We start from the raw sequence: 23,534 nt of genomic DNA on the forward strand, positions 1-23,534 counted from the left end.
CTTCGTGGTTTCTTCCCCAACATCCCCCCGGGGGGGATATGATCCATGCATGAACAGACCCGATCCTCATCATCATCACGACGCCGTGGCCAAACGCCTCAAGCGGGCCGAAGGGCATTTGCGCAGCATTCTGTCGATGATGGAAGAACACCGTCCCTGCCTTGAGTTGGCTCAACAGCTGTACGCGGTCGAGCGTGCCATTTCCCAAGCCAAGAAGATCCTCATTCAGGACCATATCGACCACTGCCTGCAGGATGCGGTGGGAGAGCTGAACGAGGACAGGCAGCGCACGATCGACGAATTCAAAGAAATCACCAAGTATCTCTAAGCGCGCTATCCATGTTGTCTTTTTCCGATCTGATCGCCCAGGGCGCGTCGCACGCCTGGCTGTTTATTCCCAGCGCCATTCTGCTGGGCGCTCTGCACGGGCTGGAGCCCGGCCATTCCAAGACGATGATGGCGGCATTCATCGTCGCGATCCGGGGATCGGTGTGGCAGGCGGTGCTGCTGGGCATCACCGCGACCATTTCGCACACCTTTATCGTGTGGGGGATCGGTCTGGGAGGAATGTATCTCTGGCGCGGGGTCGACGCGGAAGAGCTGGAGCCTTATTTTCAACTGGCGTCCGGGGTCATCATCGTGCTGATCGCGGCCTGGATGTTCTGGCGGACCTGGCGCGATCAGCATGGCGCGGGCCACGCCCATCATCACCATGACCATGATCACAGCCACGGACATGAGGCTCATTCCCATGGCGCGGAGCGGCGCGAGATCGATACCGGACACGGTCTGGTCGCGCTGGAGGTGTTCGAGGACGGCGTTGCGCCGCGCTGGAGACTCACCAGCCTGCGGGGCGGGAATTGGCAAGCGCAGGACGTTTCCGTGACGACAGAGAGGGTCGACGGTGCGCGCCAGGCGTTCCGTTTCGCGCAGAAGGACGGCTATCTGGAGTCGGTTGAAGACATTCCCGAACCGCACGAGTTCATGGCCCGCCTCACCCTGGGTCACGGCGGGCATGTCCACAGCTATGACATCGCGTTCATGGAGCCGGATGAGCACCGGCATGACCACCTCCACGAAGAGCTGCGAGGCCTGGAGGTCGCAGGCGAGGGATACCAGGATGCACACCAGCTCGCGCATGCCAATGACATCCGCCGGCGCTTCACGAACCGGAACGTGACCAACTGGCAGATCGCCCTGTTTGGTCTGACCGGCGGACTGATCCCCTGCCCGGCGGCGATCACCGTGCTCTTGTTGTGCCTGCAGCTAAAGGAGTTCACACTGGGTGCCGTGCTGGTGCTGTGCTTCTCGATCGGACTGGCCGTCACGCTGGTGACGGTTGGAGCCGTCGCGGCGCTGAGCGTGCGCCAGGTCAACAAGCGCGCGCCATGGTTCAGCGCTGTGGCCCGGCGTGCTCCTTATCTCTCCAGCCTGCTGATCATCGCCGTGGGCATCTATGTGGGAATGAACGGATGGCTGGGCCTCCCCGCCAGATGACGCGCCGGCCGGGAGCCGCGGAGCAGTACCCGAAGGGCAACGCGCAGCGTGCGTCCGGCGCCAGGGTGAAACGCCATGAGATCGAAGACGAATACACAAGACGCGTCGGACGGTACGGGCGGCAGGAAACGGACGCCTTGGCGGGAGATCCCGCCCGGGGTGTGGGCGCTGGGGTGCGTCAGTCTGCTGATGGATATCTCCTCGGAGATGATTCACGCGCTGCTGCCGGCCTATCTCGTCACCGTGCTGGGCACCTCCGTGCTGACGGTCGGCGTGCTCGAGGGGATCGCCGAGGCGACGGCGTCCGTTACCAAGATCTTTTCCGGGGCGCTTAGCGACTGGCTCGGCAAGCGCAAGCTCCTGGCAGCGATCGGCTACGGGCTGGCGGCCTTGACCAAGCCGGTCTTCCCTCTGGCTTCGTCCGTTGAATGGCTGTTCGCGGCGCGCTTCATCGACCGGGTCGGCAAGGGTATCCGAGGCGCGCCGCGCGACGCGCTCGTCGCCGACCTGTCTCCCCCCCGCTTGCGCGGCGCCAGCTTCGGCCTGCGGCAGTCGCTGGATACCGTCGGCGCCTTCCTGGGACCGCTGCTGGCCATCGGTCTCATGTGGCTGACAGCGGACCACTTCCAAGCCGTGTTCTGGGTTGCCGTTGTGCCGGCCTTCCTGTCGGTGGCGCTGATCGTAGTCGGGGTGAGCGAGCCTGAACGCTCCCCGGCGCTCCGGCAGGTGCGAATGCCGCTACACCCCGACGAGCTGCGCCGCCTGGGCGCGGGCTTCTGGTATGTGGTCGCCGTGGCGGCGGTGTTCACGCTCGCGCGCTTCAGCGAAGCCTTTCTCATCCTGCGGGCGCAATCGGCCGGGGTATCGCTGACACTGGTCCCGCTGGTACTGGTGATCATGAGCCTTGTGTACTCAGTCTCAGCCTATCCGGTGGGAATCCTGTCCGATCACATGAACCGGCCCGCGGTACTCGCCATCGGCCTGGCTGTGCTGGTGCTGGCAGATCTGGTCCTGGCCTGGTCGAGCGGCATCGCCGGGGTCGCTGCCGGCGTCGCGCTCTGGGGCTTGCACATGGGCTTCACCCAGGGCCTGCTGACGACACTGGTCGCCGATGTCGCGCCGCCAGAGCTGCGCGGCACCGCGTTCGGCGTCTTCAACCTGATCACAGGCGTTACCGTGCTCGTGGCGAGCGTCCTTGCAGGAGCGCTGTGGGACATGGGCGGTCCGCAAGCCACGTTCCTGGCCGGCGCGGGTTTCGCCTTGCTGGCGCTGGCTGGCTTGTGGGGGTTACGCGGCCGGCTGGGTGAAAAACCTCGGCATGGCGGTGGATGAACATCCATCCATGTACAAGCTTGGCGAAGCGCGAAGCGATGGTCCTAATGCCGGGTCCTTCGCGCCCGTCAAAGACTCCTCAGGAAATCGACGAGCGCCTTGTTGACTGCCTCGGGGGCTTCCTGTTGCAGCCAATGCCCCGCACCGGGAATGACTTCAGCAGCGCGCAGCTGGGGAACGAGGGCCGGCATGGCCGCGATGATCTGGTCCATGCCGGGAATCGCCAGGCCAGTATCCCTTTCCCCTACGAGATAAAGCGCAGGCACATCCACCGTCTTTCCCTCGAAGGCCCCCTGCAGCGCCCAATTGCGGTCCAGATTCCGGTAATAGTTGAGGCCGCCACGAAACCCGCTGGCGGTGTAGCTTTGGACAAAGGCAGCCAGATCCGACGGAGTTAGCCAGGCCGGCAACGTCTGGGGGACCGGCAGCGAATCGAGCAGGCCACGGCCAGCGGCTACCATGCCAAACGGATTGGGCGTAGCGGGGTCGTCACGCGGCCCGGCGTCGCCCGATGCCGCGAAGTAGATGGCGCGAAGGGTTGCGCTGATGTCGCGCTCGAACTCCTCTTCAGCAATTCCCGGCTCGTTGAAGTAATGCGTGTAAAACGCGGCGGACTCGGTCTTGGGGAAGAGGCGGCTGGGCGCAGCCGGCGCTCTGCGCATCATGGGAACGCCCAGGGCGACGACGGCCCGGAAGCGGTCCGGACGCAGTTGGGCTGCCTGCCATGCAATGCTGGCCCCCCAATCGCTCCCCACGATCACCGCGTCATCGGCCCCCTCGCTTTCGATAAGCGCGACAAGATCGCCAATGACATCCAAGGTCGTGAACGCCGCCACATCCGCCGGGCTGTCGCTGGCGCCATAACCGCGCAAATCCGGGGCCACGGCGCGGAATCCCGCCCGGGCCAGGACAGGAAGCTGGTGGCGCCAGGCATAAGCGGTCTCCGGGAAACCGTGGCACAGCAAGACGAAGGGGCCTACGCCCTGGGCCGTGACATTGAGCGTGATGCCGTTGACGGTCACAGCGCGTGTTTCAAGGTCGGTCATCGGGGAAGCTCTCAGGAAGTATCCAGTGCAGCTATAATAGCGTAACACTTGTAGTTACGGTAAATCGATCCCATGGCCAATGACACCCGTCTTGCCCGCCTGCTGCACGTCTTGATCCACATGCATTTGCGCGGCGGCACGACCACTTCTGGAACGCTGGCCCAGATGCTGCATACGAATGAGGTGGTGGTGCGCCGATCCATGGCGGCGCTGCGCACCGCCGGCATGGTGACCTCCACGGGCGGGCGCAACGGCGGCTGGGTACTGGCCAAGGGACTGGAAACCATCACCGCGCGCGACGTCCATGAAGCCATCGCCCACGGCACGGTCTTTGCCATCGGGCCAGCCGACGACAATCCTGCTTGCCCCGTCGAACGGGCAGCGAACCAGTTGGTGGCGGATTCCCTGCGCGCAGGCGAGCATGCCTTGCTGCAACGCCTGGGCGCGGTATCGCTTGCCGAGCTCGCCGCGGAGATTGCGGCGCGCGAGGAAGGATGACGCGGAGCTTTTATCGTTGTTCCAGCTACTGTTCCTTCAGCCCCAACGACTTCATCAGCGGCGCGAACAATTTCTTTTCGTCCTGCACGCGCGCGGTATAGTCGGCCACGCTCAGCGGTAGCGCCTCGGCGCCCGCATCGAGAAAGCGCGCCTGGATCTCCGGCCGCGCAAGCACCTTGTTGATTTCGGCGTTCATGCGATCGACCACATCATCGCGGGTGCCTGCGGCGGCATACATGCCGAACAGGCTGTCCGCGAAAACGCCGTCGATGCCGACCTCGGAAAAGGTTCGTATGTCGGGCGCCACGGCGGCGCGTTGCCGGCTCGCCACCGCCAGTACCTTCAGCTTGCCCGCTTGCACCATGGGAAAGACCGTGGCGGGTCCAAACGCGAAGTCGATCTGACCCGCTGCCAGGTCTTGTATCGCTGGCGCCACGCCGCGATACGGCGCATGGGTGGCCTGCATGCCAGTGGCCTGCTTGAGCAGCTCGCCAGCCAGATGCGGCGTCGTGCCGTTTCCTGCCGAACCGTAATTGAGAGGATCGGGCCGCTTGCGCGCGTATGCCACGAACTCTTCGAGCGTATCGACGCCAAGCGAGGACCGGACAAACAGGAACAACTGGCTGTTGGCCAGCAAGGCAACCGGCCGCAGGTCCCGCTGCGGATCGAACGGCATGCTGGCGAACATCAGCGGGTTGACCGATTCGGTCGTCGATGGATTGAGCAGGAAGGTATGGTTGTCTCCACCGTTGCGCACCACCTCGGCTCCCGCCACGTTGCCGCCCGCACCGCCCCGATTCTCCACGATAACGGTCTGCTTCAAGGCCTCGGCCAGGTGCGGCTGCACTGTGCGCGCCAGCACGTCGACCAGCCCTCCGGGCGCCAGCCCCACGACCAAGCGCACGGGCTTGACGGGCCAGGCCTGAGACGGTGTTTGCGCATGGCTGCCCGTCGCCCAGCCAGTCAACGCCAGCATCATCATGGCCAGACAACGTCTACGCAACAGCATGCGATTCTCCTTTTGGGGGCTCACCCCGCGATCCCGCGCCCGGTGCGTCATGCCGCACCACTGTGAACCGCCTCGATGCCTCATGCAGCGGCGGCCCTATATCTGCCGCTCATTCTTCACAAAAGTTTAAGCATAAAGAATTCCGGATAACCCTAATTTGCCGGCGACAAGCGCGGCTCGTGGGCCCGGCTTTAGTCCGAAAAAAAAAACGGGATGACTCCAATTCGAGCCTCCCGTTCATATTGCAAGGTCTGTCGTCAAGCGGATTGGCAGCGCGGGCCGCGCCCAAGAAACAGCGGCTTCCCAAGCTTCAGGCGAAGGTTCGATTCCCTCCTTTACCCGCTCCAATCCCTCTCTTGATTACGCCACCTCCCACAACGCCGCTGTCAGCCCCAGCAACAGCAGGATCGCCGACGCGATGAACCATCGCACGGTTTTGCGGTATTCATTCTCGGCTTCATCCTCCAAACGCAAGGCGCGGTAAAGAGCTATTACCTGCAGCAGGCTGGCGAGCAACAAGCACACGCCCGGCAGCACGGACAGCGCGCTCCAATCGCCCGGCGCGTCGAAGCCCCAGTAGCGCAGGAAACCCAGCGAAAAGCCCAGCAATACCGTGATGGCCGTAATCAATCCAGCCCGAAAGCCCTGAGGCAGGTCGCGTGGCCTGTGGCTGCGGGTCCGTACCAAGTCGTCGTCCGGCGCTTCCGGTGTCGTCATTGAGATACTCCGCACTGAGTACGCTACGGCCCGCCCGCTACCGGTTCATGTGGGAGGGAAACTGACCTCCTGCCGTCACGCGGGGCCAGGTTGAATTGATTATGGCTGATATCGCAGCGCACTGGGATGGCCGAAGTCGGCAAGCTCAATGAACCTGACACCTTGCGCCTTCGCTACCCGCAAATATGTAACAGCCCCGCCCTCCCCCCTTGAACCCTAGAACATCATCCCTATAATTAGCACTCGACACCGGTGAGTGCTAACAAGCGTTCCCGGGCCTAACCGATCATTTCCTTCTCTTTTTTGCAACAGGAGTTCCTCATGGCCTTGCGTCCCCTGGGCGATCGCGTGATCGTCAAACGCCTCGAAAACGAGCGCAAGACTGCATCGGGCATCGTTATCCCCGACAGCGCCGCTGAAAAGCCCGATCAGGGTGAAGTCGTGGCCGTCGGCCCCGGCAAGAAGACCGAAGACGGCAAGATCCTGCCGGTCGACCTGAAGGCTGGCGACAAGGTGCTGTTCGGCAAGTACGCCGGCCAGTCCGTGAAGGTTGACGGCGAAGAGCTGCTCGTCATCCGCGAGGACGAAATCCTCGCCGTGGTCCAGTAAACCCCGCCTCAAACGAATTTTCGAAGGAAGCTAAGAAATGGCTGCCAAGCAAGTACTGTTCGGTGACGACGCCCGCGTGCGCATCGTCCGCGGCGTGAATGTTCTCGCCAATGCTGTCAAGACCACCCTGGGCCCCAAGGGTCGCAACGTCGTGCTGGAGCGCTCGTTCGGCGCCCCGACCGTGACCAAGGACGGCGTGTCCGTCGCCAAGGAAATCGAACTGAAGGACAAGTTCGAGAACATCGGCGCCCAGCTGGTCAAGGACGTTGCCTCCAAGACCTCCGACAACGCCGGTGACGGCACCACCACCGCCACCGTGCTGGCCCAGGCCATCGTCATGGAAGGCCTGAAGTACGTTGCCGCCGGTTTCAACCCGATCGACCTGAAGCGCGGCATCGACAAGGCTGTCGCCGCCGCCGTCGCCGAACTGAAGAAGCAATCCAAGCCGGTCACGACCAGCAAGGAAATCGCCCAGGTCGGCTCGATCTCCGCCAACAGCGACACCTCCATCGGCCAGATCATCGCTGACGCGATGGACAAGGTGGGCAAGGAAGGCGTCATCACCGTCGAAGACGGCAAGTCGCTGGAAAACGAGCTGGACGTCGTCGAAGGCATGCAATTCGACCGCGGCTACCTGTCGCCCTACTTCATCAACAACCCGGACAAGCAAGTTGCCGCTCTGGAAGATCCGTTTGTCCTGATTTTCGACAAGAAGATCAGCAACATCCGCGACCTGCTGCCCGTGCTGGAACAAGTTGCCAAGTCGAGCCGTCCGCTGCTGATCATCGCTGAAGACGTCGAAGGCGAAGCCCTGGCCACCCTGGTTGTGAACAACATCCGCGGCATCCTGAAGACGACCGCCGTCAAGGCTCCTGGCTTCGGCGACCGCCGCAAGGCCATGCTGGAAGACATCGCCATCCTGACGGGCGGCACGGTGATCTCCGAAGAAACCGGCATGTCGCTGGAAAAGGCCGGCCTGGCTGAACTGGGCCAAGCCAAGCGCATCGAAGTGGGCAAGGAAAACACGACCATCATCGACGGCGCTGGCGACAGCAAGTCGATCGAAGCTCGCGTCAAGCAAATCCGCGTCCAGATCGAAGAAGCCACGTCCGACTACGACCGTGAAAAGCTGCAAGAACGCGTGGCCAAGCTGGCCGGCGGCGTTGCCGTGATTCGCGTTGGCGCTGCCACCGAAGTCGAAATGAAGGAAAAGAAGGCTCGCGTCGAAGACGCCCTGCACGCCACCCGCGCTGCAGTGGAAGAAGGCGTTGTGGCTGGCGGCGGCGTTGCTCTGCTGCGCGCCAAGCAAGCCATCGCTGACCTGAAGGGCGACACGCCTGACCAGAACGCCGGCATCAAGCTGATCCTGCGTGCTGTGGAAGAGCCGCTGCGCACCATCGTCACCAACGCCGGCGAAGAAGCCAGCGTGGTCGTCAACACCGTGCTGAACGGCAAGGGCAACTACGGCTACAACGCCGCGACCGGCGAGTACACCGACCTGGTCGAGCAAGGCGTGCTGGATCCCACCAAGGTGACCCGCACCGCCCTGCAGAACGCCGCTTCCGTCGCCAGCCTGCTGCTGACCGCCGAAGCTGCCGTGGTCGAACTGGCCGAAGACAAGCCCGCTGCTCCGGCCATGCCCGGCGGCATGGGCGGCATGGGCGGCATGGACTTCTAAGTCCCGCCATCCTTGCAAGGCCTCCCCGGCTCCGGCCGGGGAATGCAGTATCCCGAAAAACCCCCGGTCCTTCGCCCCGGGGGTTTTTCTTTTTCCGCAACGCGGCCTCGCCAAAGAACACGTTTGCGCACAATCTGCGGGTTTCGCCGCAGCGCATGCGTCCCTACAATGAAGGCTCTCCCAGAACGAGCCGAGTCCCATGCGTTTGCCCCCGACCCTGTTGCGCGCCCTGCGTCCGTCCGAAATCGGCGGGCTGTTGATGGACTCGGCCAAACAGTGGTCCACCCATCGCGCGTCCAGCAAGGGCGCGGCGCTGGCGCTGTACATGGTGTTTTCGCTGGCGCCCATGCTGATCCTGGTGATCGCGGTGGCGGGCGCGTTTTTCGGCGAAGATGCGGTGCGCTCGGAGCTGTTCTCGCAGCTGCGCGACCTGACCGGCGAGCGCGGCGCGGAAGTCATCCAGACGGTGCTGGCCAGCGCCCATGAATCGGGCAAGGGCTGGATCGCCGCGCTGATCTCGATTTTCGTGCTGATCTTCAGCGCCACCACGGCCTTCGCGGAACTGAAGGCCAGCCTGGACGAATTGTGGGAAGTCTCCGCGAACCAGAAAAGCGGGCTGCACAGCATGGTCCGCAGCCGCATGCTGTCGTTCGGCCTGGTGCTGGTGCTGGCGCTGTTCCTCTTGATATCGCTGACGGTGAACGCCGCTCTCGGGGCCGCGCGCGGCTATTACGGCGATCTATGGACGGCTTCGTCCTTCGCCCTGGTGGCGGAGTGGATCTCCAGCCTGTTTTCCTTCTCCATCGTGGTGGCGCTGTTCGCGGTCATCTACAAGCTGCTGCCCAGCGCGAAGATCTCGTGGCCAGACGTGATTCCGGGCGCCATCGTGACGGCGGCGCTGTTCCTGGTGGGCAAGTGGGGCATCGGCGTCTATCTCAGCCGGGGCGCGGCGGTGTCCGCCTATGGAGCGGCGGGATCGCTGATCGCGCTGTTGCTGTGGATCTACTATTCGGCGCAGATCTTTTTCTTCGGCGCGGTATTCACGCGCCAGTTCGCGCTGCGCTTCGGCCGGAAAAGCGCGCCCGCGGCGGAATCGACACCCGCAGCGGACGCCTGAACCCGACGCTCTCAGGCGGCGTCGTCCTGCGGCTCCAAGCCCGCCATCAGGCGCAGGCATTTCAAGAAGACCGGCCGCAGATCCTCTGGGATGGGCGCCAGCACCTCCGCCTCCACGGCGGCATCCTGCGGCAGGATGCGCGCCAACAGGGCAATGCCCTCTTCCGTGATCTCCAGCGCATAGGCACGCCCGTCCTGGGCCGAACGCTTGCGGCGCACGTAGCCCTTTTTGGTCATACGCGCGATCATTTCAGCGAAGGAATTGCGGTCCAGCGCGATAAGTTCGGCGATGCGGTTCTGGGTCGCGCCCGGATTCTGGTAGACGGTGATCAACAACGCCTTCTGGCGCGGGGTCAGGTCTTCGTCGGGAAAGGCCTGGGCAAACAGGGCTTCGGCGCGGAAGTGGGCCCGGCGCAGCAGATGCGATGCAACCTGGGTCAGGTCGAATGCCTGCAGGGCCTGGGCTGCGGCCTGCTTGGCGGGGATACGTCGGGATGCAGCAGTCATCGGGCTTCCAAGGAATGGGTGTCAGCGGTCATGACATGGCGCCGCAATGCCATAAGATAGCTCACGCCCCTTTCAGACTTCATCATGTCCTGCCTTTCCGGTAGTCGGTCAAGCCCACGCCGGTATGGCGCTTGAAGAACTTGCCCAAATAGGAGGCGTCAGCGAAATGCAGCTCCTCCGCAATCTGCTGCACGGATTTCCTGGGCTGGGTAAGGCGCTTTTTTATCTCCAGCACGACCTGCCTGTCGATCAGCGTTTTGGGCGCGTCGTTGAAGAATCTCTTGCTCAACTGCGACAGGTAGTACGGAGTGATGTGCAGCAGCCCTGCATAGAATGCCACGCCGCGCTGTTGCACGCAGTGCTGCGAGATCAGTTCCCAGAATTTCCAGCAGACCGCTTCCGATCTGCTGAAGTCATTCCTCATGCCGGCCCCAAGGCCGTCTGTCTTTTCACAGATCCACAAGAACAGGTTCTGGACATGGTTGACGATCATGGTCCGCTGATAGGTGACGCACTGCTCATGAATCAGCGCCGCCTGGCCTTCCCAGGCCTTTGAATACTGCGGCGACAGCTTTTCGGCAGCGAAGAACGGCGAACGGCTCAAGAAGGAAAACAGGCTGTTGGGTAGGGCGTGCGCAATCTCCGCAGCGATGGACCGGTTCATCAAATAGCAGGCGCATGAATAGTCATCCGACTTGCGTTTGATGAGCGCGATGGAATCTTCCGCCAAGACCAGCAGATCGTTTTTCTTCATCCGGTGCGGCTTGAAGTTCACTTCCCACTCGGCGCTGCCCTCGCGGCAGATCAACACCACCACATACGCCAACGCCAAGGGGTGACCCACCTGTGCGTCGAAGCTATTGAGGCCGATGGCCAGGTCTTCGATGCCTGTATCCGAGAGTTGAGAGAGTGTTTTCATTTACGCTGAAATATTAAATCTTCACCCATGAATTTCCGCAATTTTGTTTTCAAAATTACCTAATCTACTCAACTCTGTCTATTATCAGTTGCGCCCTCGGATCCTAGAATTGCAGCTGCTGTTTTCATTGCTGAAAGGAAGGGAAATCATGCTGCGCACCGAACGCCTCATCTTGCGGCCCTGGCACACCGACGACGCGCCGAGCCTGTTTGAGTATGCATGCGACGAACGGATCGGCCCCGCCGCGGGCTGGCCTGCTCATACAAGCGTCGAACATAGCCGGGAGATCATCCAGACGGTTTTTTCGCGGCCACTGGCCTATGCCTTGACAAAGAAGGAAGACAACACCGCCATAGGCCTGGTGGCGTTGCTCATGGGGAAGGACAGCAATTTCGACATTGCCGACGACGAAGCCGAAATCGCGTATTGGATCGGCGTACCGTTCTGGGGCCAGGGGTTGATTCCTGAAGCCGTCAGGGCACTGATGCGCCACGCGTTTGAAACGTTGAACTTCAACGCGCTATGGTGCGGCTATTTCGCCGACAACGAAAAATCGCGCAAAGCCCAGGAAAAGTGCGGCTTCAAGCACCATCACACCGAGGAGAACAAGTTCAATCAGTTCATGAACGACTACCGGACGGAGCATGTCAGCCGCATCGGCAAGGAAGAATGGCAGACCCTGGCGGCTTCGGAATCGCATTGACTTGAGACGGGGCGCTGTCTATGATCCAAAATATAGTACGTATACGTATTTATTTTGCATCCCGACCTGGCCCTGGACATGACGATCCGACAATTGCGCAACTACATCGACGGCCGCTTTGAAGACGGCGCGTCCACCTTCGACAAGCACAGCCCGGTGGACGGGCGCCTGATCGCCCAGGTCCACGAAGCCAGCCGCGATCAGGTCGACCGCGCGGTGGCGGCGGCGCACCGCGCCCTGCCCGCCTGGGCGGGACTGCCGGTAGCCGAGCGCACCGACCATCTGCTGGCGCTGGCCGACGGCATCGCGCGACGCTTCGACGATTTCCTGCAGGCCGAGATCGGCGACACCGGCAAGCCGGTGGGCTGGGCCGGCAAGATCGACATTCCGCGCGGCGCGGCCAATTTCCGCGCCTTCGCGGAACTGGCTCGCACGCTGGACATGGAAAGCTACATGACGGACACGCCGGATGGCCGCCAGGCGCTGAACTACGCCTACCGCAAGCCGCTGGGCGTGGTGGGCGTGATTTCACCCTGGAACCTGCCGCTGCTGTTGCTGACCTGGAAGGTGGCTCCGGCGCTGGCGTTCGGCAATACGGTGATCATGAAGCCGTCCGAAGTCACGCCTTCCACGGCCACGCTGCTGGCCGAGGTCGCGCATGAAGCCGGGCTGCCGGCCGGCGTGCTGAATCTGGCGCATGGTTTCGGCCCGGACTCGGCGGGCGAATTCATGACCACGCATCCGGATATCGACGGCATTACCTTCACCGGCGAATCCGCCACGGGCGCAGCCATCATGCGGGCGGTGGCGCCGGGCGTAAAGCCGGTGTCCTTCGAGCTGGGCGGCAAGAACGCGGCGCTGGTGTTCGCCGATGCGGATTTCGACGCCGCGGTGGACGGCGTGACGCAATCGGTGTTCGCCAATTGCGGCCAGGTCTGCCTGTGCACCGAGCGCGTCTACGTAGAACGCCCGATCTACGAGCGCTTCGTCGCCGCGCTGGCGGCGCGCGCCGACGCCTTGCGCATCGGCTGGCCGATGGATCCGGCCACCGAGATGGGACCGCTGGTGTCGCGCGAGCATCGCGACAAGGTGCTGTCGTACTTCGCCCTGGCGCGGGAGGAAGGCGCGACGGTGGTGGCCGGCGGCGGCGTGCCGGTATTCGGCGACGCGCGCGATGAAGGCGCCTACGTGCAGCCCACGATCTGGACCGGCCTGCCCGAGACCGCCCGCTGCATCAAGGAGGAAGTCTTCGGCCCGGTCTGCCACGTGGCGCCCTTCGACACAGAAGAAGAAGCCATCCGCCTGGCCAACGACACGCGCTACGGCCTGGCCGCGGCCGTCTGGACGCAGAATCTCACGCGCGGCCACCGCGTGGCGCAGGCCATGAAGGTTGGCCTGGCCTGGGTCAACTGCTGGTTCCTGCGCGACCTGCGCACGCCGTTCGGCGGCAGCGGCCTCTCGGGCATCGGCCGCGAAGGCGGCCGCCATTCGCTGCATTTCTATACCGAACCGACCAATGTCTGCATTAAGCTCTGACCCACCCCACGCAAAGGAAGATGCGATGAACCCACCCCAGCCCGGCGTCAGCGCCACCGTCGTCGCAGGCAAGGCCACGCCGCGCGGCAAGTATCCGCACATCAAGCGCGCCGGCGATTTCCTGTATGTCTCCGGCACCAGCTCGCGCCTGCCCGACAACCGCATCGCGGGCGCCGAGGTCGATGCGATGGGCACCGCCACGCTGGACATCCGGGCGCAGACGCGCGCCGTCATCGAGAACATCCGCGACATCCTGGCAACGGCCGATGCGACGCCGGCCGACGTGGTCGAGATCAGCACCTTCCTCGTCAACATGAACGATTTCGGCGGCTACAACCAGGTGTATGGCGAGTACTTCGACTCCGATGGCCCGGCCCGCACCACCGTCGCCGTGCATCAGCTGCCGCATCCGCAGCTGCTGATCGAGATCAAGGCGGTCGCCTACAAGCCGCAGGCGCGCTAGCGGCGCATGTCGGACTTCCGCATTACGCCCAACGCGCTCAGCCGCAAGCTGAAGCTGCACCAGTTGCAGGTGTTCGAGCGCGTGCTGGCGTGCCGTTCACTGTCGCGCGCCGCCAGCGAATTGCATCTGACCCAGCCCACCGTCACCAAGGCCATCCACGAACTGGAGACCTTCTTCGGCGCGTCCTTGTTCGACCGCTCCAACCGCGGCGTGACGCCGACGGAGCTGGCCGTGGTGCTGGGCCGCCGGGTCCAGGCCATGATGGCCGAGATCCGCTACATGGCCGACGACATCGATGCGGTGCTGGGCGGGGCCAGCGGCCATGTGGTGGTGGGCACGCTCATCGCCGCGTCGGCCAAGCTGTTGCCCGAGGCGATTGCGCGCCTGATGACTGCGCACCCCGGCATTCAGGTCAGCGTGCGCGAAGGGCCGACCTCCCAGCTGCTGCCAGCGCTGGCCACGGGCGATCTGGACATCGTGGTCGGCCGCTTGCCCGGCGCCGACATGGCATCGATCTCCGGCGTGGCGGTGGACCACCACAAGCTGTACCGGGAAGAGCTGTGCCTGGTGGCGCGCGCCGCCCATCCCCTGGCCGGCGCGCCGCCCGCGCCGCTGGCCGCGCTGACCGATCACATCTGGATCCTGCCCGCCTCCAGCTCGCCGCTGCGCGCCTCGATCGAGCGCAGCTTCCTGGACGCCGGCCTGCGCCTGCCGGCCAGGCATGTCGAATCGCTATCGCTCCTGACCAACATCGGCGTGCTCATGCACAGCGACGCGCTGGCGCTGCTGCCTTATGACGCGGCGGCGCCGTTCCTTGCGACGGGCATGCTGGCCCGCCTGCCCACCGACGCCTTTGGCGCATTCGGCGACGTGGGTTACTCGGTGCGTGCGGACCGTCCGCTGACGCCGGCCTGCCAGCGCCTGGTGGACCATCTGAAGCAGATCGCGGCGCAGCGCGCTGAAACCGTCGGCTGACAGGTGGATCAGGGTTATCCCGCCATAGACAAGCCGCATACCCAACGGCGTAATTTCTATTGTGCAGGCCCGCAAGGTCCCGCCTAGACTGCGGGCTATGGGGCAGCCCCGGTCCGCCCCCAGACTTCCGGAGATCCGCATGCCTGCCTATGGCCCGCCGTTGAATTTCCAGCGCTGGATAGACGACCACGCGCATCTGCTCAAGCCGCCGGTCGGCAACCAGCAGATCTGGCAGGACGCCGACTTCATCGTCACCGTGGTCGGCGGCCCGAACCACCGCACCGACTACCACGACGACCCGCTGGAAGAGTTCTTCTACCAGCTGCGCGGCAACGCCTGGCTGTCGCTGTGGGTGGACGGCAAGCCCGAACGCGTGGACCTGAAGGAAGGCGACATCTTCCTGCTGCCGCCGCACGTGCGGCATTCGCCGCAACGTCCGGAGACCGACAGCGCCTGCCTGGTCATCGAACGCCAGCGCCCGGAAGGCCTGCTGGACGGCTTCGAGTGGTATTGCCCGCAATGCCGCAGCCTGGTGCACCGCGTGGAGGTGCAGCTCAAGAGCATCGTGACCGACCTGCCACCGCTGTTCCAGGCCTTTTATTCCAGCACCGAGAAACGCACCTGTCCCAGTTGCGGCGAGATCCATCCGGGCAAGGGGCATGCGCCGTCCACGCAGGCGGCTCCGGCCTAGAGGCCATTTCAGCCAGCCCGATCTCGTGGCACGCCGCCGCACGCCCGACCGACTTTTTTCTTTCGCACATGACCCAAAAAATCGATATGCACGCGCACTTCTTCCCGCCGATCACCCGGCAGGAAGCGGCGGCGCTGGACCCCGTCAACGCGCCCTGGCTGCGTCTGGACGGCGGCGGCTCGACCGGCCAGATCATGGCGGGCGAACGCCCGTTCCGCCCGGTGGACGCCACCTTGTGGGACCCGGCCCTGCGCCTGCAGCAGATGGACCGCAACGGCGTGGACCTGCAGATCCTGTGCGCGACGCCCATCATGTTCGGCTATTCCTATCCCGCCCAGGCAGCGGCCGACTGGGCCGCCCGCATGAACGACCTGGCGCTGGAGCATTGCGCCCACGCGCCGGCGCGCCTGAAGGCGCTGGCGCAAGTGCCGCTGCAGGATCTGGAGCTGGCCTGCAAGGAAGCGTCGCGCGCCCGCGCCGCCGGCCACCTGGGCGTGCAGATCGGCAACCACGTCGGCCCGCGCGACCTGGACGACGAGACCCTGGTGCAGTTCCTGATCCACTGCGCCAACAACCACATCCCGGTGCTGGTGCATCCCTGGGACATGATGACCGACGGCCGCATGAAGAAATGGATGCTGCCGTGGCTGGTCGCCATGCCCGCCGAAACCCAGCTGGGCATCCTGTCGCTGATCCTGTCCGGCGCGTTCGAACGCATCCCGCGCAGCCTGAAGCTCTGTTTCGCGCACGGCGGCGGCAGCTTCGCCTTCCTGCTGGGCCGCGTGGACAATGCCTGGCGCCATCGCGACATCATCCGCCAGGACTGTCCGCAGCTGCCCTCTTCCTACACCGACCGCTTTTACACCGACAGCGCGGTGTTCGACCCGCGTGCGCTGCGCCTGCTGATCGACGTGATGGGCGAAGACCGGGTGCTGCTGGGTTCCGACTATCCCTATCCGCTGGGCGAGCAGGAAGTGGGCAAGCTGGTGACGCACGCCGGCCTGCCGCCGGAAGTGCAGCAGAAGATTCTGAGCCGCAACACGATGGAATTCTTCGGTCTGGTCCCCTGACGCTTCTTGCGTAGCGGGACGGCTGCGATCAGGCCTGGGCCTCCGCCGGCGTGAACGGCGGCGGAGCAAGCCCCAACCTGGCGCTCCATTCGGCCATTTCAGCCTTCAAGGCCGGCGGCACCGGAATCCCCGCGGCCTGGCGCTGCGCCTGCGAGGCCAGTTCCGGATCGCCCGGCATGCGTGGCGATCCGGGCTGTTCCGCCAGTTCGGCCGCCATGCCCGCCGCCACGGCGGCCAACGCCGCGCCGCCCGCAAACCGGGCGGGATCGATAACGATGAAGAACGCCCCGAGTTCGCGCGGACGATCCAGCTGCTCGTACATGGGACCGATGTGCGGTCCATGGGGATTGCCGTTGAGCGGCCCGCACAAGAGTTCGACCATCATCGCCAGACCGTAGCCCTTGTGGCCGTAGTCACCGCCCAGCGGCGACAAGGCGCGGACACGCTCCGCGTCGGTCACGTTCCGCCCCTCGGCATCCAGCGCCACGCCAGCGGGCAGTTCGGCGCCGTCGCGACGCGCGTTCATGACCCGGTTCCACGGGATTGAAGTCGTCGCCATGTCCAGGCACAGGGGCTCGCCATCCTGCCGGGGGAACGCGAAGGAAATAGGATTGGTGCCGAAATACGGTTGCCGGCCGCCGAACGGCGCGGCAATGGCGTCGGAATGCGTGTAGGCCATGCCGATCAGCCCTTGCCGGGCGGCCGCGCGCGTGTACAGGCCGATGGCCCCGCAATGCGACGAATCGCTGACGCCGACCGCGCCCACGCCCGCCTCGCGCGCCAGCGCCATGGCCGTCTGGCTGGCGCGGTGCGCCACCACGATGCCGTGGCCCCTGCCGCCATGCACCTGCGCGGTGGCAGGCCCGCTCTGTTCGATACGGATTTGCGGCCGCGCCAGGATCGAGCCATGGACGACGCGGTTCAGATAGTGCGGCAGCCGCGCGATGCCATGGGAATCAATGCCCCACAAACTGGTCTGCGCCAGGCTGGATGCCAGGCAGCGGGCATCGTCTTCGTTGAAATCCAGACGCCTCAAGCACGCCTCGCCCCATTGCTGCCACTGCGCCGCGTCCACGCATTCCCGCCTTGCCATGCTGTGCTCCTTGTGGATGCCGGCGGCGCGCCGCCAGCGGTCAAGCAGCCGGCACGGGCTGCACGGAGCCTTGCTGGGCCGCGTCCCGCTCCAGCGCCTCCAGCGCGCCCAGCACGCCGAGCGTCCGCAGACGTTCCAGCTGCAGGGCCAACGCCTCGACAAAGACGGGCTTGCTGCCCAGGTCGCCGAAAACAGGCCGGAATCCCGCCATCACCGTGGCGCGCCGATGCGCTGCCTGGGAGGGAGCCGAAGCCGTTGCGGCCACCTCGGCGCGCGCCAGCAATTTGGCAAGCGCGCCTGCCAGCGGATCCTGGATGGCATAGGCGTTGCCCTGCTCGTCGTATCCGCGCAAGTAATGCAGCCAGGCGGCCACGGACATCGCCAGCCGGTTGAAATCGTCGCCCCGCTGTTTGCGGTCGCGGATGGCGGCGAGCAGGCGCTGCGGCACCTTCTGCGAACCATCCATCGCGACCTGCCGGGTGAGGTGCGGCAGCGCCGGATTGGACACGCGCGCCAGGAAGCGCTGGCGATATTCATCCAACCCCGACTCCGGAACGCCGCGCAGCGTGGGCGCGAGTTCCAGCCGCATCATGTCGTCGACGTAGCGGCGCAACACCGGCGTGGCGGCGGCCTCGCTATTGGTGCGCAGGCCCAGCATCGAACCCAGGTAGGCGAATGCGGAATGCGGCGCGTTGACCATGCGCAGCTTGAGGCGCTCGTAGGGCGCGGCGTTGCGTACGAAGCTCGCACCGGCCGCGTCCCAGGCGGGCCGGCCGGCGGCGAACTTGTCCTCGATGACCCAGTTCAGGAAGGGTTCTCCCACCACCGGCCAGGCGTCCTCGAATCCCAGGCGCTGCGCCACGCGCGCGCGGTCTTCGTCCTGCGTGCCCGGCACGATGCGGTCCACCATGGAATTCGGAAAGGTGCAGTGGTTGTCGATCCATGCGGTCAGGCCCACGTCGACCCGCAATGCGAAGGCCAGCACCAGGCTGCGCAGCGTGTCGCCGTTGGCGTGCAGGTTGTCGCAAGACAGCAGCGTGACGGGAGGCAGGCTGCGTTCGCGCCGCAGCGCCAGGCCGTACACCAGCATGCCGATGGTGCTGCGCGGCCTGACCGGATGCGCGAGGTCGTGCACGATGTCCGGGTCGTCCCAACACAAGTGGCCGGTGGACGGTTCGTGGCTGTAGCCCTTCTCGGTGACGGTCAGGCTGACGATGCGGGTCTGGGCGGAGGCAATGCGCTCCAGCACCGCCTGGGGATCTTCCTCGGCCACCACCACCCGCAGCACCGACCCGATCACCCGCAGCTGTTCCCGCAATTGCCCGTCCGCGTCGGCGTCGCGCAGCGCCAGGGTGTACAGGCCGTCCTGCGGCGTCAGCGCGTCGCGCGTGGCCGGGCTGCGCAGCGAAACGCCCACGATGCCCCAACTCAGGTCCCCGCTGGCGGCCATGGCCAGGTCCGTCACCGCCGCCTGATGGGCGCGGTGGAAAGCGCCTATGCCCAGATGCACGATGCCGGGCGTGACCCGGCTGCGGTCATAAGCGGGAGATTCCACATCCTCGGGCAGATGCGCCAGGGACTCCGAGTTCAAGCGTTCGAGCATGGATTACCAGTGCCATAGTGCGCCGTCATGCGCCTGCCGGTTGACCGGCAGGTAGGCGCGTTGGTAGGGATATCTGGCGGCGAGCTTTTCGTCGATGTCGACACCATGGCCCGGCGCGTCGCCAGGGTATAGCATGCCTTGGTTGAAGCTGTAAGCATGGGGAAACACCGCGTCCGTTTCGTCCGTGTGCCGCATGTACTCCTGGATGCCGAAATTCGGCACCCACAGGTCGAAGTGCAGCGCCGCGCCCATGCAGGCCGGCGACAGGTCGGTGGCGCCATGGCAGCCGGTCCGCACCTGATAGAGCGCGGCCAGATCGGCGATGCGGCGCAGATGCGTGATGCCGCCCGCATGCACCACCGTGGCGCGGATGTAGTCGATCAGCTGGTTCTCGATCAGGTCCTTGCAATCCCAGATGGTGTTGAAGACTTCGCCCACCGCGATCGGCGTGACCGTGTGCTGGCGGATCAGGCGGAAGGCTTCCTGGTTTTCCGCGGGCGTTGCGTCCTCCATCCAGAACAGGCGGTAAGGCTCCAGCGACTTGCCCAGGCGGCCGGCCTCGATGGGCGTGAGCCGGTGATGCACATCATGCAGCAGGTGGGTGTCCCAGCCCACCGCATCGCGCACCCGCTGGAACAGGCGCGGTGCGTGGTCCAGGTATTTTTCCGTGGACCAGTCATGTTCTGACGGCAGCGAGCCGTCGGCGGGTTCGTAGAACATGCGGCCGCGCCCCACCCCGTAGACCGAGTTCAGGCCCGGCACCCCGCTTTGCGCGCGGATGGCCAGGTAGCCCATTTCGCGGTAGCACAGCACCTCGTCCACGGTTTCGTCGATGTCGCGGCCATTGGCGTGGCCGTAGACCATGACGCCCGCGCGGCTCTTGCCGCCCAGCAGCTGGTACAGCGGCATGTTGGCGGCCTTGGCCTTGATGTCCCACAAGGCCGTGTCCACGGCAGCGATGGCGGACATGGTGACCGGACCGCGCCGCCAATATGCGCCGCGGTACAGGTACTGCCAGATATCCTCGATCTGCTGCGGATCGCGGCCGATCAGGCAGGGAATCACGTGCTCGGTCAGGTAGGCCGCCACGGCCAGTTCGCGGCCGTTGAGCGTGGCATCGCCGATGCCGTACAGGCCTTCATCGGTTTCGATCTTCAAGGTGACGAAGTTGCGGCCGGGGCTGCAAACGATGACACGCGCTTGGGTAATCTTCATGGATGGTCCCGTGGAATGCTGGAAACTCCCGGACGGCGCCGGGCGCCTACATCACCGCGCCCAGTTGCCAGGGCACGAACTCGTTCTGGCCGTAGCCATGTTCCTCGCTGCGCGTGCGCCGGCCCGAGGCCGTTTCCAGCATCAGACGGAATATGCGCTCACCCATCCCGGCCACGCTTTGCGCGCCGTCAACCACTTCGCCGCAATTGATGTCGATATCGTCGGACTGCCGCTGCCACAGCGCCGTGTTGGTCGACAGCTTCAAGGACGGCGCCGGCGCACAGCCATAGGCCGAGCCGCGGCCGGTGGTGAAACAGATCAGGTTGGCGCCGCCCGCAACCTGGCCGGTGGCGGACACCGGGTCGTAGCCCGGCGTATCCATGAACACCAGCCCGCGCGCGCGCACGGTTTCGGCGTATTCATACACGTCGGCCAGGCGGGTCGTGCCGCTCTTGGCGATGGCGCCCAGGGACTTTTCCAGGATGGTGGTCAGCCCGCCCGCCTTGTTGCCGGCCGAGGGGTTGTTGTCCATTTCCGCGTCGTTGCGGGCGCAGTACTCCTCCCACCAGCGCAGCCTGGCGAGCAGCTTGGCCGCGACTTCGGGCGTGGCGGCGCGCCGGGTCAGCAGGTGCTCGCCGCCGTAGATCTCCGGCGTCTCCGACAGGATGGCGCTGCCGCCATGGCGTACCAGCAGGTCCACCGCGGCGCCCAGCGCCGGGTTGGCGCTGATGCCCGAATAGCCGTCGGACCCGCCGCATTGCAGGCCCACGGTCAGCAGGCTTGCAGGGACGGGCTGGCGCTGGACGCGGTCGGCCTGCGCCAGCATGGCGCGCACCAGTTCGATGCCATGCTCCACGGTCTTGCGCGTGCCGCCGGTCTCCTGGATGTTGAAGGTATGCAGCAAGCCGCTCTCGCGCAGTCCTTCCTGCTCCATCAGGCCGCCGATCTGGTTGGTTTCGCAACCCAGGCCCAGCACCAGCAGGCCCGCGAAATTGGGATGCCTGGCGTAGCCGCCCAGCGTGCGGCGCAAAAGGCGCAGGGGCTCGCCCTCGCTGCCCGTGGCGCAGCCGGCGCCATGCGTCAGCGCCACCACCCCGTCCACATTGGGATAGGCGGCCAGCGCTTCCGGATGGATGTCGCGGCGGAAATGGTCGGCAATGGCGCGCGCGGCGGTAGCCGAACAGTTCACGCTGGTGAGGATGCCGATGTAGTTGCGCGTGGCAACGCGACCGTCGGCGCGCACGATGCCGTCGAACTGCGCGGGCGCGTCGACGTAGTCGGTGGCGCGCGCGTCGGCGCCCACGGCGTAATCGCGCTCGAAGTCGGAGAACTCCAGGTTATGCGTATGGACATGCGCGCCAGGCGCGATGTCGCAGCGCGCCACGCCGATGATCTGGTTGTAGCGCCGCACCGGCTCGCCTGCGGCGATGGCGCAGGTCGCCACCTTGTGCCCTGGCGGCACCAGGCCGCGCACGACGACGTCTTCGCCGGCCAGGCGCGTGCCGCCGGCCAGCTGGCGTCTGGCGATCACCACATTGTCCGCCGGGTGGATGCGTATGACCGCGGTATCGGATTCAGACATGAATGCCTCCTGGCGTTCTCGCGCCGCTAACCGTCGATCAGCGCAGGGTCCCAGGCGTGCACGCGCTGCCGCTGCTCGCCCAGGCCGGCAATGCCCAGTCGCATCTCGTCGCCGGCCTTCAAGTACACGGGCGTCGGTTTCTGGCCCATGCCCACGCCCGGCGGCGTGCCGGTGCTGATCAAGTCGCCCGGGTACAGGGTCATGAAGCGGCTGACGTAGGACACCAGCTGCGCCACGCCGAACACCATGGTGCGCGTGCTGCCGTTCTGATAGCGTTTGCCGTTGACGTCCAGCCACATGTCCAGCGCCTGCGGGTCGGCGATCTCGTCGGCGGTGACCAGCCACGGGCCGACCGGGCCGAAGGTGTCGCAGCCCTTGCCCTTGTCCCAGGTGCCGCCGCGCTCGATCTGGTATTCACGTTCGGACACGTCGTTCACCACGCAATAGCCGGCCACGTGGTTCATGGCGTCTGCCTCGCTGACGTAGCGGGCCCGCTCGCCGATCACCACGCCCAGTTCCACTTCCCAGTCGGTCTTGACGGACTCTTGCGGCAGCACCACTGGATCGTTGCAGCCGACCACGGCCGAGGTCGGTTTCATGAACACCACGGGCTCGGCCGGCACTGGCAGGCCCGACTCCGCTGCGTGGTCGGCGTAGTTCAGGCCGATGCAGATGAACTTGCCCATGCCGCTCCAGGGCGGCGCCAGGCGGCCCAGGCGATCCACCAGCGGCAGGCTGGCCGGGTCCAGCGCGCGCAGCGGCGCAAGACCCGCGCGCGTGAGCGTGGCGGCGCCTATGTCCGGCAGGACCGCCGACAGGTCCCGCACCTGCCCGCGGGCGTCCAGCATTCCGGGCTTCTCCGCGCCTTTCGCACCATAGCGCAACAGTTTCATCGCATGTTCCTCATGTGTAGTGAATGTTCAGTTGGACCAGCCGCCGTCGATGACCTGGGCCGTGCCGGTGGTGAAGGCGGACTCGTCGCTGGCAAGGTACACCGCCAGCAGGGCGATTTCCTCCGCGCTGCCGATGCGGCCCATGGGTTGGCGGGCGACGAAAGCGGCCTCCACCGCGGCCAGCGTCTGCCCGCCGGCGCTGGCCTGCGCCTCGATGCGCTGGCGCAGCGAAGGCGATTCCACCGTGCCCGGGCAGATGGCGTTGCAGCGTATGCCCTGCCCGACGTAATCCGCCGCCACCGACTTGGTCAGCCCGATCACCGCCGCCTTGGTGGCGCCATAGACGCAGCGGTTGGGGGCACCCTTGATGCTGGACGCCACCGAGGCCATGTTGACAATGGCGCCGCCGCCGCGCGCCAGCATACCGGGCAGGCAGGCGCGGATCATGCGGTACATGGATTTCACGTTCAGTTCGAACGAGAAGTCCCAGGCCTTTTCGTCGCAGTCCAGGATGGTCCCGGCATGCACGAAACCGGCGCCGTTGAACAGCACGTCCACCGGTCCGGCCTCGGCGGCCAGCGCGCCGATGGCGGCGGCGTCGGTCACGTCCAGCGTGCGGCGCCGGCATCCCGCCAGCGTCTCCAGCGCGCCGCCGTTGATGTCCAGCGCCAGCACGTCGGCGCCTTCGCGGACGTAGGCCTCGGCCACGGCGCGGCCGATGCCTTGCCCTGCGGCGGTGACGATGGCGGTCTTGCCTTGCAGCCTTCCAGTCATGACGTCTT

24 protein-coding genes are annotated in these 23,534 nt (G+C 65.3%); 13 read left to right on the plus strand and 11 right to left on the minus strand.

The genetic code is table 11. From position 1 onward, the window contains the following. Positions 1–49 precede the first annotated feature (49 nt). From ACZ5YA_RS16640 to ACZ5YA_RS16650, 3 genes are all read left to right on the plus strand, one after another. Entirely contained in the window at positions 50–328 is a 279-nt protein-coding gene (locus ACZ5YA_RS16640) for a metal-sensing transcriptional repressor (protein ID WP_059371413.1), read from the plus strand. Positions 329–339: 11 nt separating this feature from the next. After that, the gene (locus ACZ5YA_RS16645) at positions 340–1,497 is read left to right on the plus strand and encodes a nickel/cobalt efflux transporter (RefSeq protein ID WP_464092811.1); all 1,158 of its coding nucleotides are present in this window, start codon (positions 340–342) and stop codon (positions 1,495–1,497) included. A 189-nt stretch (positions 1,498–1,686) separates the two neighbouring features. After that, positions 1,687–2,829, plus strand: a complete 1,143-nt coding sequence (locus ACZ5YA_RS16650; RefSeq protein WP_464092812.1) for an MFS transporter — start codon at positions 1,687–1,689, stop codon at positions 2,827–2,829. Positions 2,830–2,897: 68 nt separating this feature from the next. Here the strand turns inward: ACZ5YA_RS16650 and ACZ5YA_RS16655 are convergent, their stop codons facing one another. After that, the gene (locus tag ACZ5YA_RS16655) at positions 2,898–3,875 is read right to left on the minus strand and encodes an alpha/beta fold hydrolase (RefSeq protein ID WP_464092813.1); all 978 of its coding nucleotides are present in this window, start codon (positions 3,873–3,875) and stop codon (positions 2,898–2,900) included. A 72-nt stretch (positions 3,876–3,947) separates the two neighbouring features. Here ACZ5YA_RS16655 and ACZ5YA_RS16660 point away from each other — a divergent pair, with 72 nt between their 5' ends. Next, on the plus strand, positions 3,948–4,373 hold the full coding sequence (locus tag ACZ5YA_RS16660) for an RrF2 family transcriptional regulator (RefSeq protein WP_464092814.1): 426 nt from the start codon (positions 3,948–3,950) through the stop codon (positions 4,371–4,373). Positions 4,374–4,398: 25 nt separating this feature from the next. Here the strand turns inward: ACZ5YA_RS16660 and ACZ5YA_RS16665 are convergent, their stop codons facing one another. Next, positions 4,399–5,382 carry a Bug family tripartite tricarboxylate transporter substrate binding protein gene (locus ACZ5YA_RS16665; protein ID WP_464092815.1) on the minus strand — a complete coding sequence of 328 codons (984 nt, stop codon included), beginning with the start codon at positions 5,380–5,382 and terminating at the stop codon, positions 4,399–4,401. Positions 5,383–5,742: 360 nt separating this feature from the next. Next, positions 5,743–6,099 carry a hypothetical protein gene (locus tag ACZ5YA_RS16670; protein WP_118931344.1) on the minus strand — a complete coding sequence of 119 codons (357 nt, stop codon included), beginning with the start codon at positions 6,097–6,099 and terminating at the stop codon, positions 5,743–5,745. 321 nt (positions 6,100–6,420) lie between these two features. Between ACZ5YA_RS16670 and groES the strand changes: the two genes are divergently transcribed. The 3 genes from groES (at position 6,421) to ACZ5YA_RS16685 (ending at position 9,503) form a co-directional block, all read left to right on the plus strand. Further along, complete coding sequence (gene groES, locus ACZ5YA_RS16675; RefSeq protein ID WP_006221616.1) at positions 6,421–6,708, plus strand: co-chaperone GroES; 288 nt, start codon at positions 6,421–6,423, stop codon at positions 6,706–6,708. A 37-nt stretch (positions 6,709–6,745) separates the two neighbouring features. After that, positions 6,746–8,386, plus strand: coding sequence for a chaperonin GroEL (gene groL, locus ACZ5YA_RS16680; protein ID WP_054451905.1), 1,641 nt, complete (start codon positions 6,746–6,748; stop codon positions 8,384–8,386). Positions 8,387–8,585: 199 nt separating this feature from the next. Further along, on the plus strand, positions 8,586–9,503 hold the full coding sequence (locus ACZ5YA_RS16685) for a YihY/virulence factor BrkB family protein (protein WP_059371386.1): 918 nt from the start codon (positions 8,586–8,588) through the stop codon (positions 9,501–9,503). A gap of 11 nt (positions 9,504–9,514) precedes the next feature. Here the strand turns inward: ACZ5YA_RS16685 and ACZ5YA_RS16690 are convergent, their stop codons facing one another. Continuing rightward, positions 9,515–10,009, minus strand: coding sequence for a MarR family winged helix-turn-helix transcriptional regulator (locus tag ACZ5YA_RS16690; RefSeq protein ID WP_059371385.1), 495 nt, complete (start codon positions 10,007–10,009; stop codon positions 9,515–9,517). A gap of 82 nt (positions 10,010–10,091) precedes the next feature. After that, on the minus strand, positions 10,092–10,928 hold the full coding sequence (locus ACZ5YA_RS16695; protein ID WP_280014555.1) for a helix-turn-helix domain-containing protein: 837 nt from the start codon (positions 10,926–10,928) through the stop codon (positions 10,092–10,094). Between the two features lie 148 nt (positions 10,929–11,076). Between ACZ5YA_RS16695 and ACZ5YA_RS16700 the strand changes: the two genes are divergently transcribed. The 6 genes from ACZ5YA_RS16700 (at position 11,077) to ACZ5YA_RS16725 (ending at position 16,366) form a co-directional block, all read left to right on the plus strand. Next, the gene (locus ACZ5YA_RS16700; RefSeq protein ID WP_464092816.1) at positions 11,077–11,631 is read left to right on the plus strand and encodes a GNAT family N-acetyltransferase; all 555 of its coding nucleotides are present in this window, start codon (positions 11,077–11,079) and stop codon (positions 11,629–11,631) included. A 78-nt stretch (positions 11,632–11,709) separates the two neighbouring features. Continuing rightward, entirely contained in the window at positions 11,710–13,167 is a 1,458-nt protein-coding gene (locus ACZ5YA_RS16705; protein ID WP_280014553.1) for a 2-hydroxymuconic semialdehyde dehydrogenase, read from the plus strand. A 25-nt stretch (positions 13,168–13,192) separates the two neighbouring features. After that, entirely contained in the window at positions 13,193–13,630 is a 438-nt protein-coding gene (locus tag ACZ5YA_RS16710; RefSeq protein WP_464092817.1) for a RidA family protein, read from the plus strand. A 6-nt stretch (positions 13,631–13,636) separates the two neighbouring features. After that, on the plus strand, positions 13,637–14,605 hold the full coding sequence (locus ACZ5YA_RS16715) for a LysR substrate-binding domain-containing protein (RefSeq protein WP_464092818.1): 969 nt from the start codon (positions 13,637–13,639) through the stop codon (positions 14,603–14,605). A 139-nt stretch (positions 14,606–14,744) separates the two neighbouring features. After that, on the plus strand, positions 14,745–15,296 hold the full coding sequence (locus ACZ5YA_RS16720; RefSeq protein ID WP_059371381.1) for a 3-hydroxyanthranilate 3,4-dioxygenase: 552 nt from the start codon (positions 14,745–14,747) through the stop codon (positions 15,294–15,296). 68 nt (positions 15,297–15,364) lie between these two features. Further along, positions 15,365–16,366 carry an amidohydrolase family protein gene (locus ACZ5YA_RS16725; protein WP_059371380.1) on the plus strand — a complete coding sequence of 334 codons (1,002 nt, stop codon included), beginning with the start codon at positions 15,365–15,367 and terminating at the stop codon, positions 16,364–16,366. Positions 16,367–16,394: 28 nt separating this feature from the next. On the opposite strand, the gene ACZ5YA_RS16730 is transcribed toward ACZ5YA_RS16725, so the two are convergent. The 6 genes from ACZ5YA_RS16730 to ACZ5YA_RS16755 are packed head-to-tail and all read right to left on the minus strand — an operon-like array spanning position 16,395 to position 23,526. Further along, a complete protein-coding gene (locus ACZ5YA_RS16730) occupies positions 16,395–17,459 on the minus strand; it encodes an Ldh family oxidoreductase (RefSeq protein ID WP_059371379.1) in 1,065 nt (354 codons plus the stop codon). Between the two features lie 40 nt (positions 17,460–17,499). Then, on the minus strand, positions 17,500–19,062 hold the full coding sequence (locus ACZ5YA_RS16735) for a mannitol dehydrogenase family protein (protein ID WP_118931347.1): 1,563 nt from the start codon (positions 19,060–19,062) through the stop codon (positions 17,500–17,502). Positions 19,063–19,065: 3 nt separating this feature from the next. Beyond that, the gene (manD, locus tag ACZ5YA_RS16740; RefSeq protein WP_464092819.1) at positions 19,066–20,277 is read right to left on the minus strand and encodes a D-mannonate dehydratase ManD; all 1,212 of its coding nucleotides are present in this window, start codon (positions 20,275–20,277) and stop codon (positions 19,066–19,068) included. Between the two features lie 46 nt (positions 20,278–20,323). Next, a complete protein-coding gene (locus tag ACZ5YA_RS16745; protein ID WP_251879248.1) occupies positions 20,324–21,859 on the minus strand; it encodes a UxaA family hydrolase in 1,536 nt (511 codons plus the stop codon). A 26-nt stretch (positions 21,860–21,885) separates the two neighbouring features. Beyond that, positions 21,886–22,752, minus strand: a complete 867-nt coding sequence (locus ACZ5YA_RS16750; protein WP_464092820.1) for a fumarylacetoacetate hydrolase family protein — start codon at positions 22,750–22,752, stop codon at positions 21,886–21,888. Positions 22,753–22,779: 27 nt separating this feature from the next. Then, positions 22,780–23,526 carry an SDR family oxidoreductase gene (locus tag ACZ5YA_RS16755; protein WP_251879244.1) on the minus strand — a complete coding sequence of 249 codons (747 nt, stop codon included), beginning with the start codon at positions 23,524–23,526 and terminating at the stop codon, positions 22,780–22,782. Positions 23,527–23,534: the final 8 nt, after the last annotated feature.

It is taken from the genome of Achromobacter sp. JCM 18799 (assembly GCF_055395645.1).

What these genes read in the sequence shown, in the direction of transcription:
- ACZ5YA_RS16640 (WP_059371413.1), top strand. Translation starts at nt 50, where the DNA reads ATGAACAGACCCGATCCTCATCATCATCACGACGCCGTGGCCAAACGC.
- ACZ5YA_RS16645 (WP_464092811.1), top strand. Translation starts at nt 340, where the DNA reads ATGTTGTCTTTTTCCGATCTGATCGCCCAGGGCGCGTCGCACGCCTGG.
- ACZ5YA_RS16650 (WP_464092812.1), top strand. Translation starts at nt 1,687, where the DNA reads ATGGATATCTCCTCGGAGATGATTCACGCGCTGCTGCCGGCCTATCTC.
- ACZ5YA_RS16655 (WP_464092813.1), bottom strand. Translation starts at nt 3,875, where the DNA reads ATGACCGACCTTGAAACACGCGCTGTGACCGTCAACGGCATCACGCTC.
- ACZ5YA_RS16660 (WP_464092814.1), top strand. Translation starts at nt 3,948, where the DNA reads ATGGCCAATGACACCCGTCTTGCCCGCCTGCTGCACGTCTTGATCCAC.
- ACZ5YA_RS16665 (WP_464092815.1), bottom strand. Translation starts at nt 5,382, where the DNA reads ATGCTGTTGCGTAGACGTTGTCTGGCCATGATGATGCTGGCGTTGACT.
- ACZ5YA_RS16670 (WP_118931344.1), bottom strand. Translation starts at nt 6,099, where the DNA reads ATGACGACACCGGAAGCGCCGGACGACGACTTGGTACGGACCCGCAGC.
- groES (WP_006221616.1), top strand. Translation starts at nt 6,421, where the DNA reads ATGGCCTTGCGTCCCCTGGGCGATCGCGTGATCGTCAAACGCCTCGAA.
- groL (WP_054451905.1), top strand. Translation starts at nt 6,746, where the DNA reads ATGGCTGCCAAGCAAGTACTGTTCGGTGACGACGCCCGCGTGCGCATC.
- ACZ5YA_RS16685 (WP_059371386.1), top strand. Translation starts at nt 8,586, where the DNA reads ATGCGTTTGCCCCCGACCCTGTTGCGCGCCCTGCGTCCGTCCGAAATC.
- ACZ5YA_RS16690 (WP_059371385.1), bottom strand. Translation starts at nt 10,009, where the DNA reads ATGACTGCTGCATCCCGACGTATCCCCGCCAAGCAGGCCGCAGCCCAG.
- ACZ5YA_RS16695 (WP_280014555.1), bottom strand. Translation starts at nt 10,928, where the DNA reads ATGAAAACACTCTCTCAACTCTCGGATACAGGCATCGAAGACCTGGCC.
- ACZ5YA_RS16700 (WP_464092816.1), top strand. Translation starts at nt 11,077, where the DNA reads ATGCTGCGCACCGAACGCCTCATCTTGCGGCCCTGGCACACCGACGAC.
- ACZ5YA_RS16705 (WP_280014553.1), top strand. Translation starts at nt 11,710, where the DNA reads ATGACGATCCGACAATTGCGCAACTACATCGACGGCCGCTTTGAAGAC.
- ACZ5YA_RS16710 (WP_464092817.1), top strand. Translation starts at nt 13,193, where the DNA reads ATGAACCCACCCCAGCCCGGCGTCAGCGCCACCGTCGTCGCAGGCAAG.
- ACZ5YA_RS16715 (WP_464092818.1), top strand. Translation starts at nt 13,637, where the DNA reads ATGTCGGACTTCCGCATTACGCCCAACGCGCTCAGCCGCAAGCTGAAG.
- ACZ5YA_RS16720 (WP_059371381.1), top strand. Translation starts at nt 14,745, where the DNA reads ATGCCTGCCTATGGCCCGCCGTTGAATTTCCAGCGCTGGATAGACGAC.
- ACZ5YA_RS16725 (WP_059371380.1), top strand. Translation starts at nt 15,365, where the DNA reads ATGACCCAAAAAATCGATATGCACGCGCACTTCTTCCCGCCGATCACC.
- ACZ5YA_RS16730 (WP_059371379.1), bottom strand. Translation starts at nt 17,459, where the DNA reads ATGGCAAGGCGGGAATGCGTGGACGCGGCGCAGTGGCAGCAATGGGGC.
- ACZ5YA_RS16735 (WP_118931347.1), bottom strand. Translation starts at nt 19,062, where the DNA reads ATGCTCGAACGCTTGAACTCGGAGTCCCTGGCGCATCTGCCCGAGGAT.
- manD (WP_464092819.1), bottom strand. Translation starts at nt 20,277, where the DNA reads ATGAAGATTACCCAAGCGCGTGTCATCGTTTGCAGCCCCGGCCGCAAC.
- ACZ5YA_RS16745 (WP_251879248.1), bottom strand. Translation starts at nt 21,859, where the DNA reads ATGTCTGAATCCGATACCGCGGTCATACGCATCCACCCGGCGGACAAT.
- ACZ5YA_RS16750 (WP_464092820.1), bottom strand. Translation starts at nt 22,752, where the DNA reads ATGAAACTGTTGCGCTATGGTGCGAAAGGCGCGGAGAAGCCCGGAATG.
- ACZ5YA_RS16755 (WP_251879244.1), bottom strand. Translation starts at nt 23,526, where the DNA reads ATGACTGGAAGGCTGCAAGGCAAGACCGCCATCGTCACCGCCGCAGGG.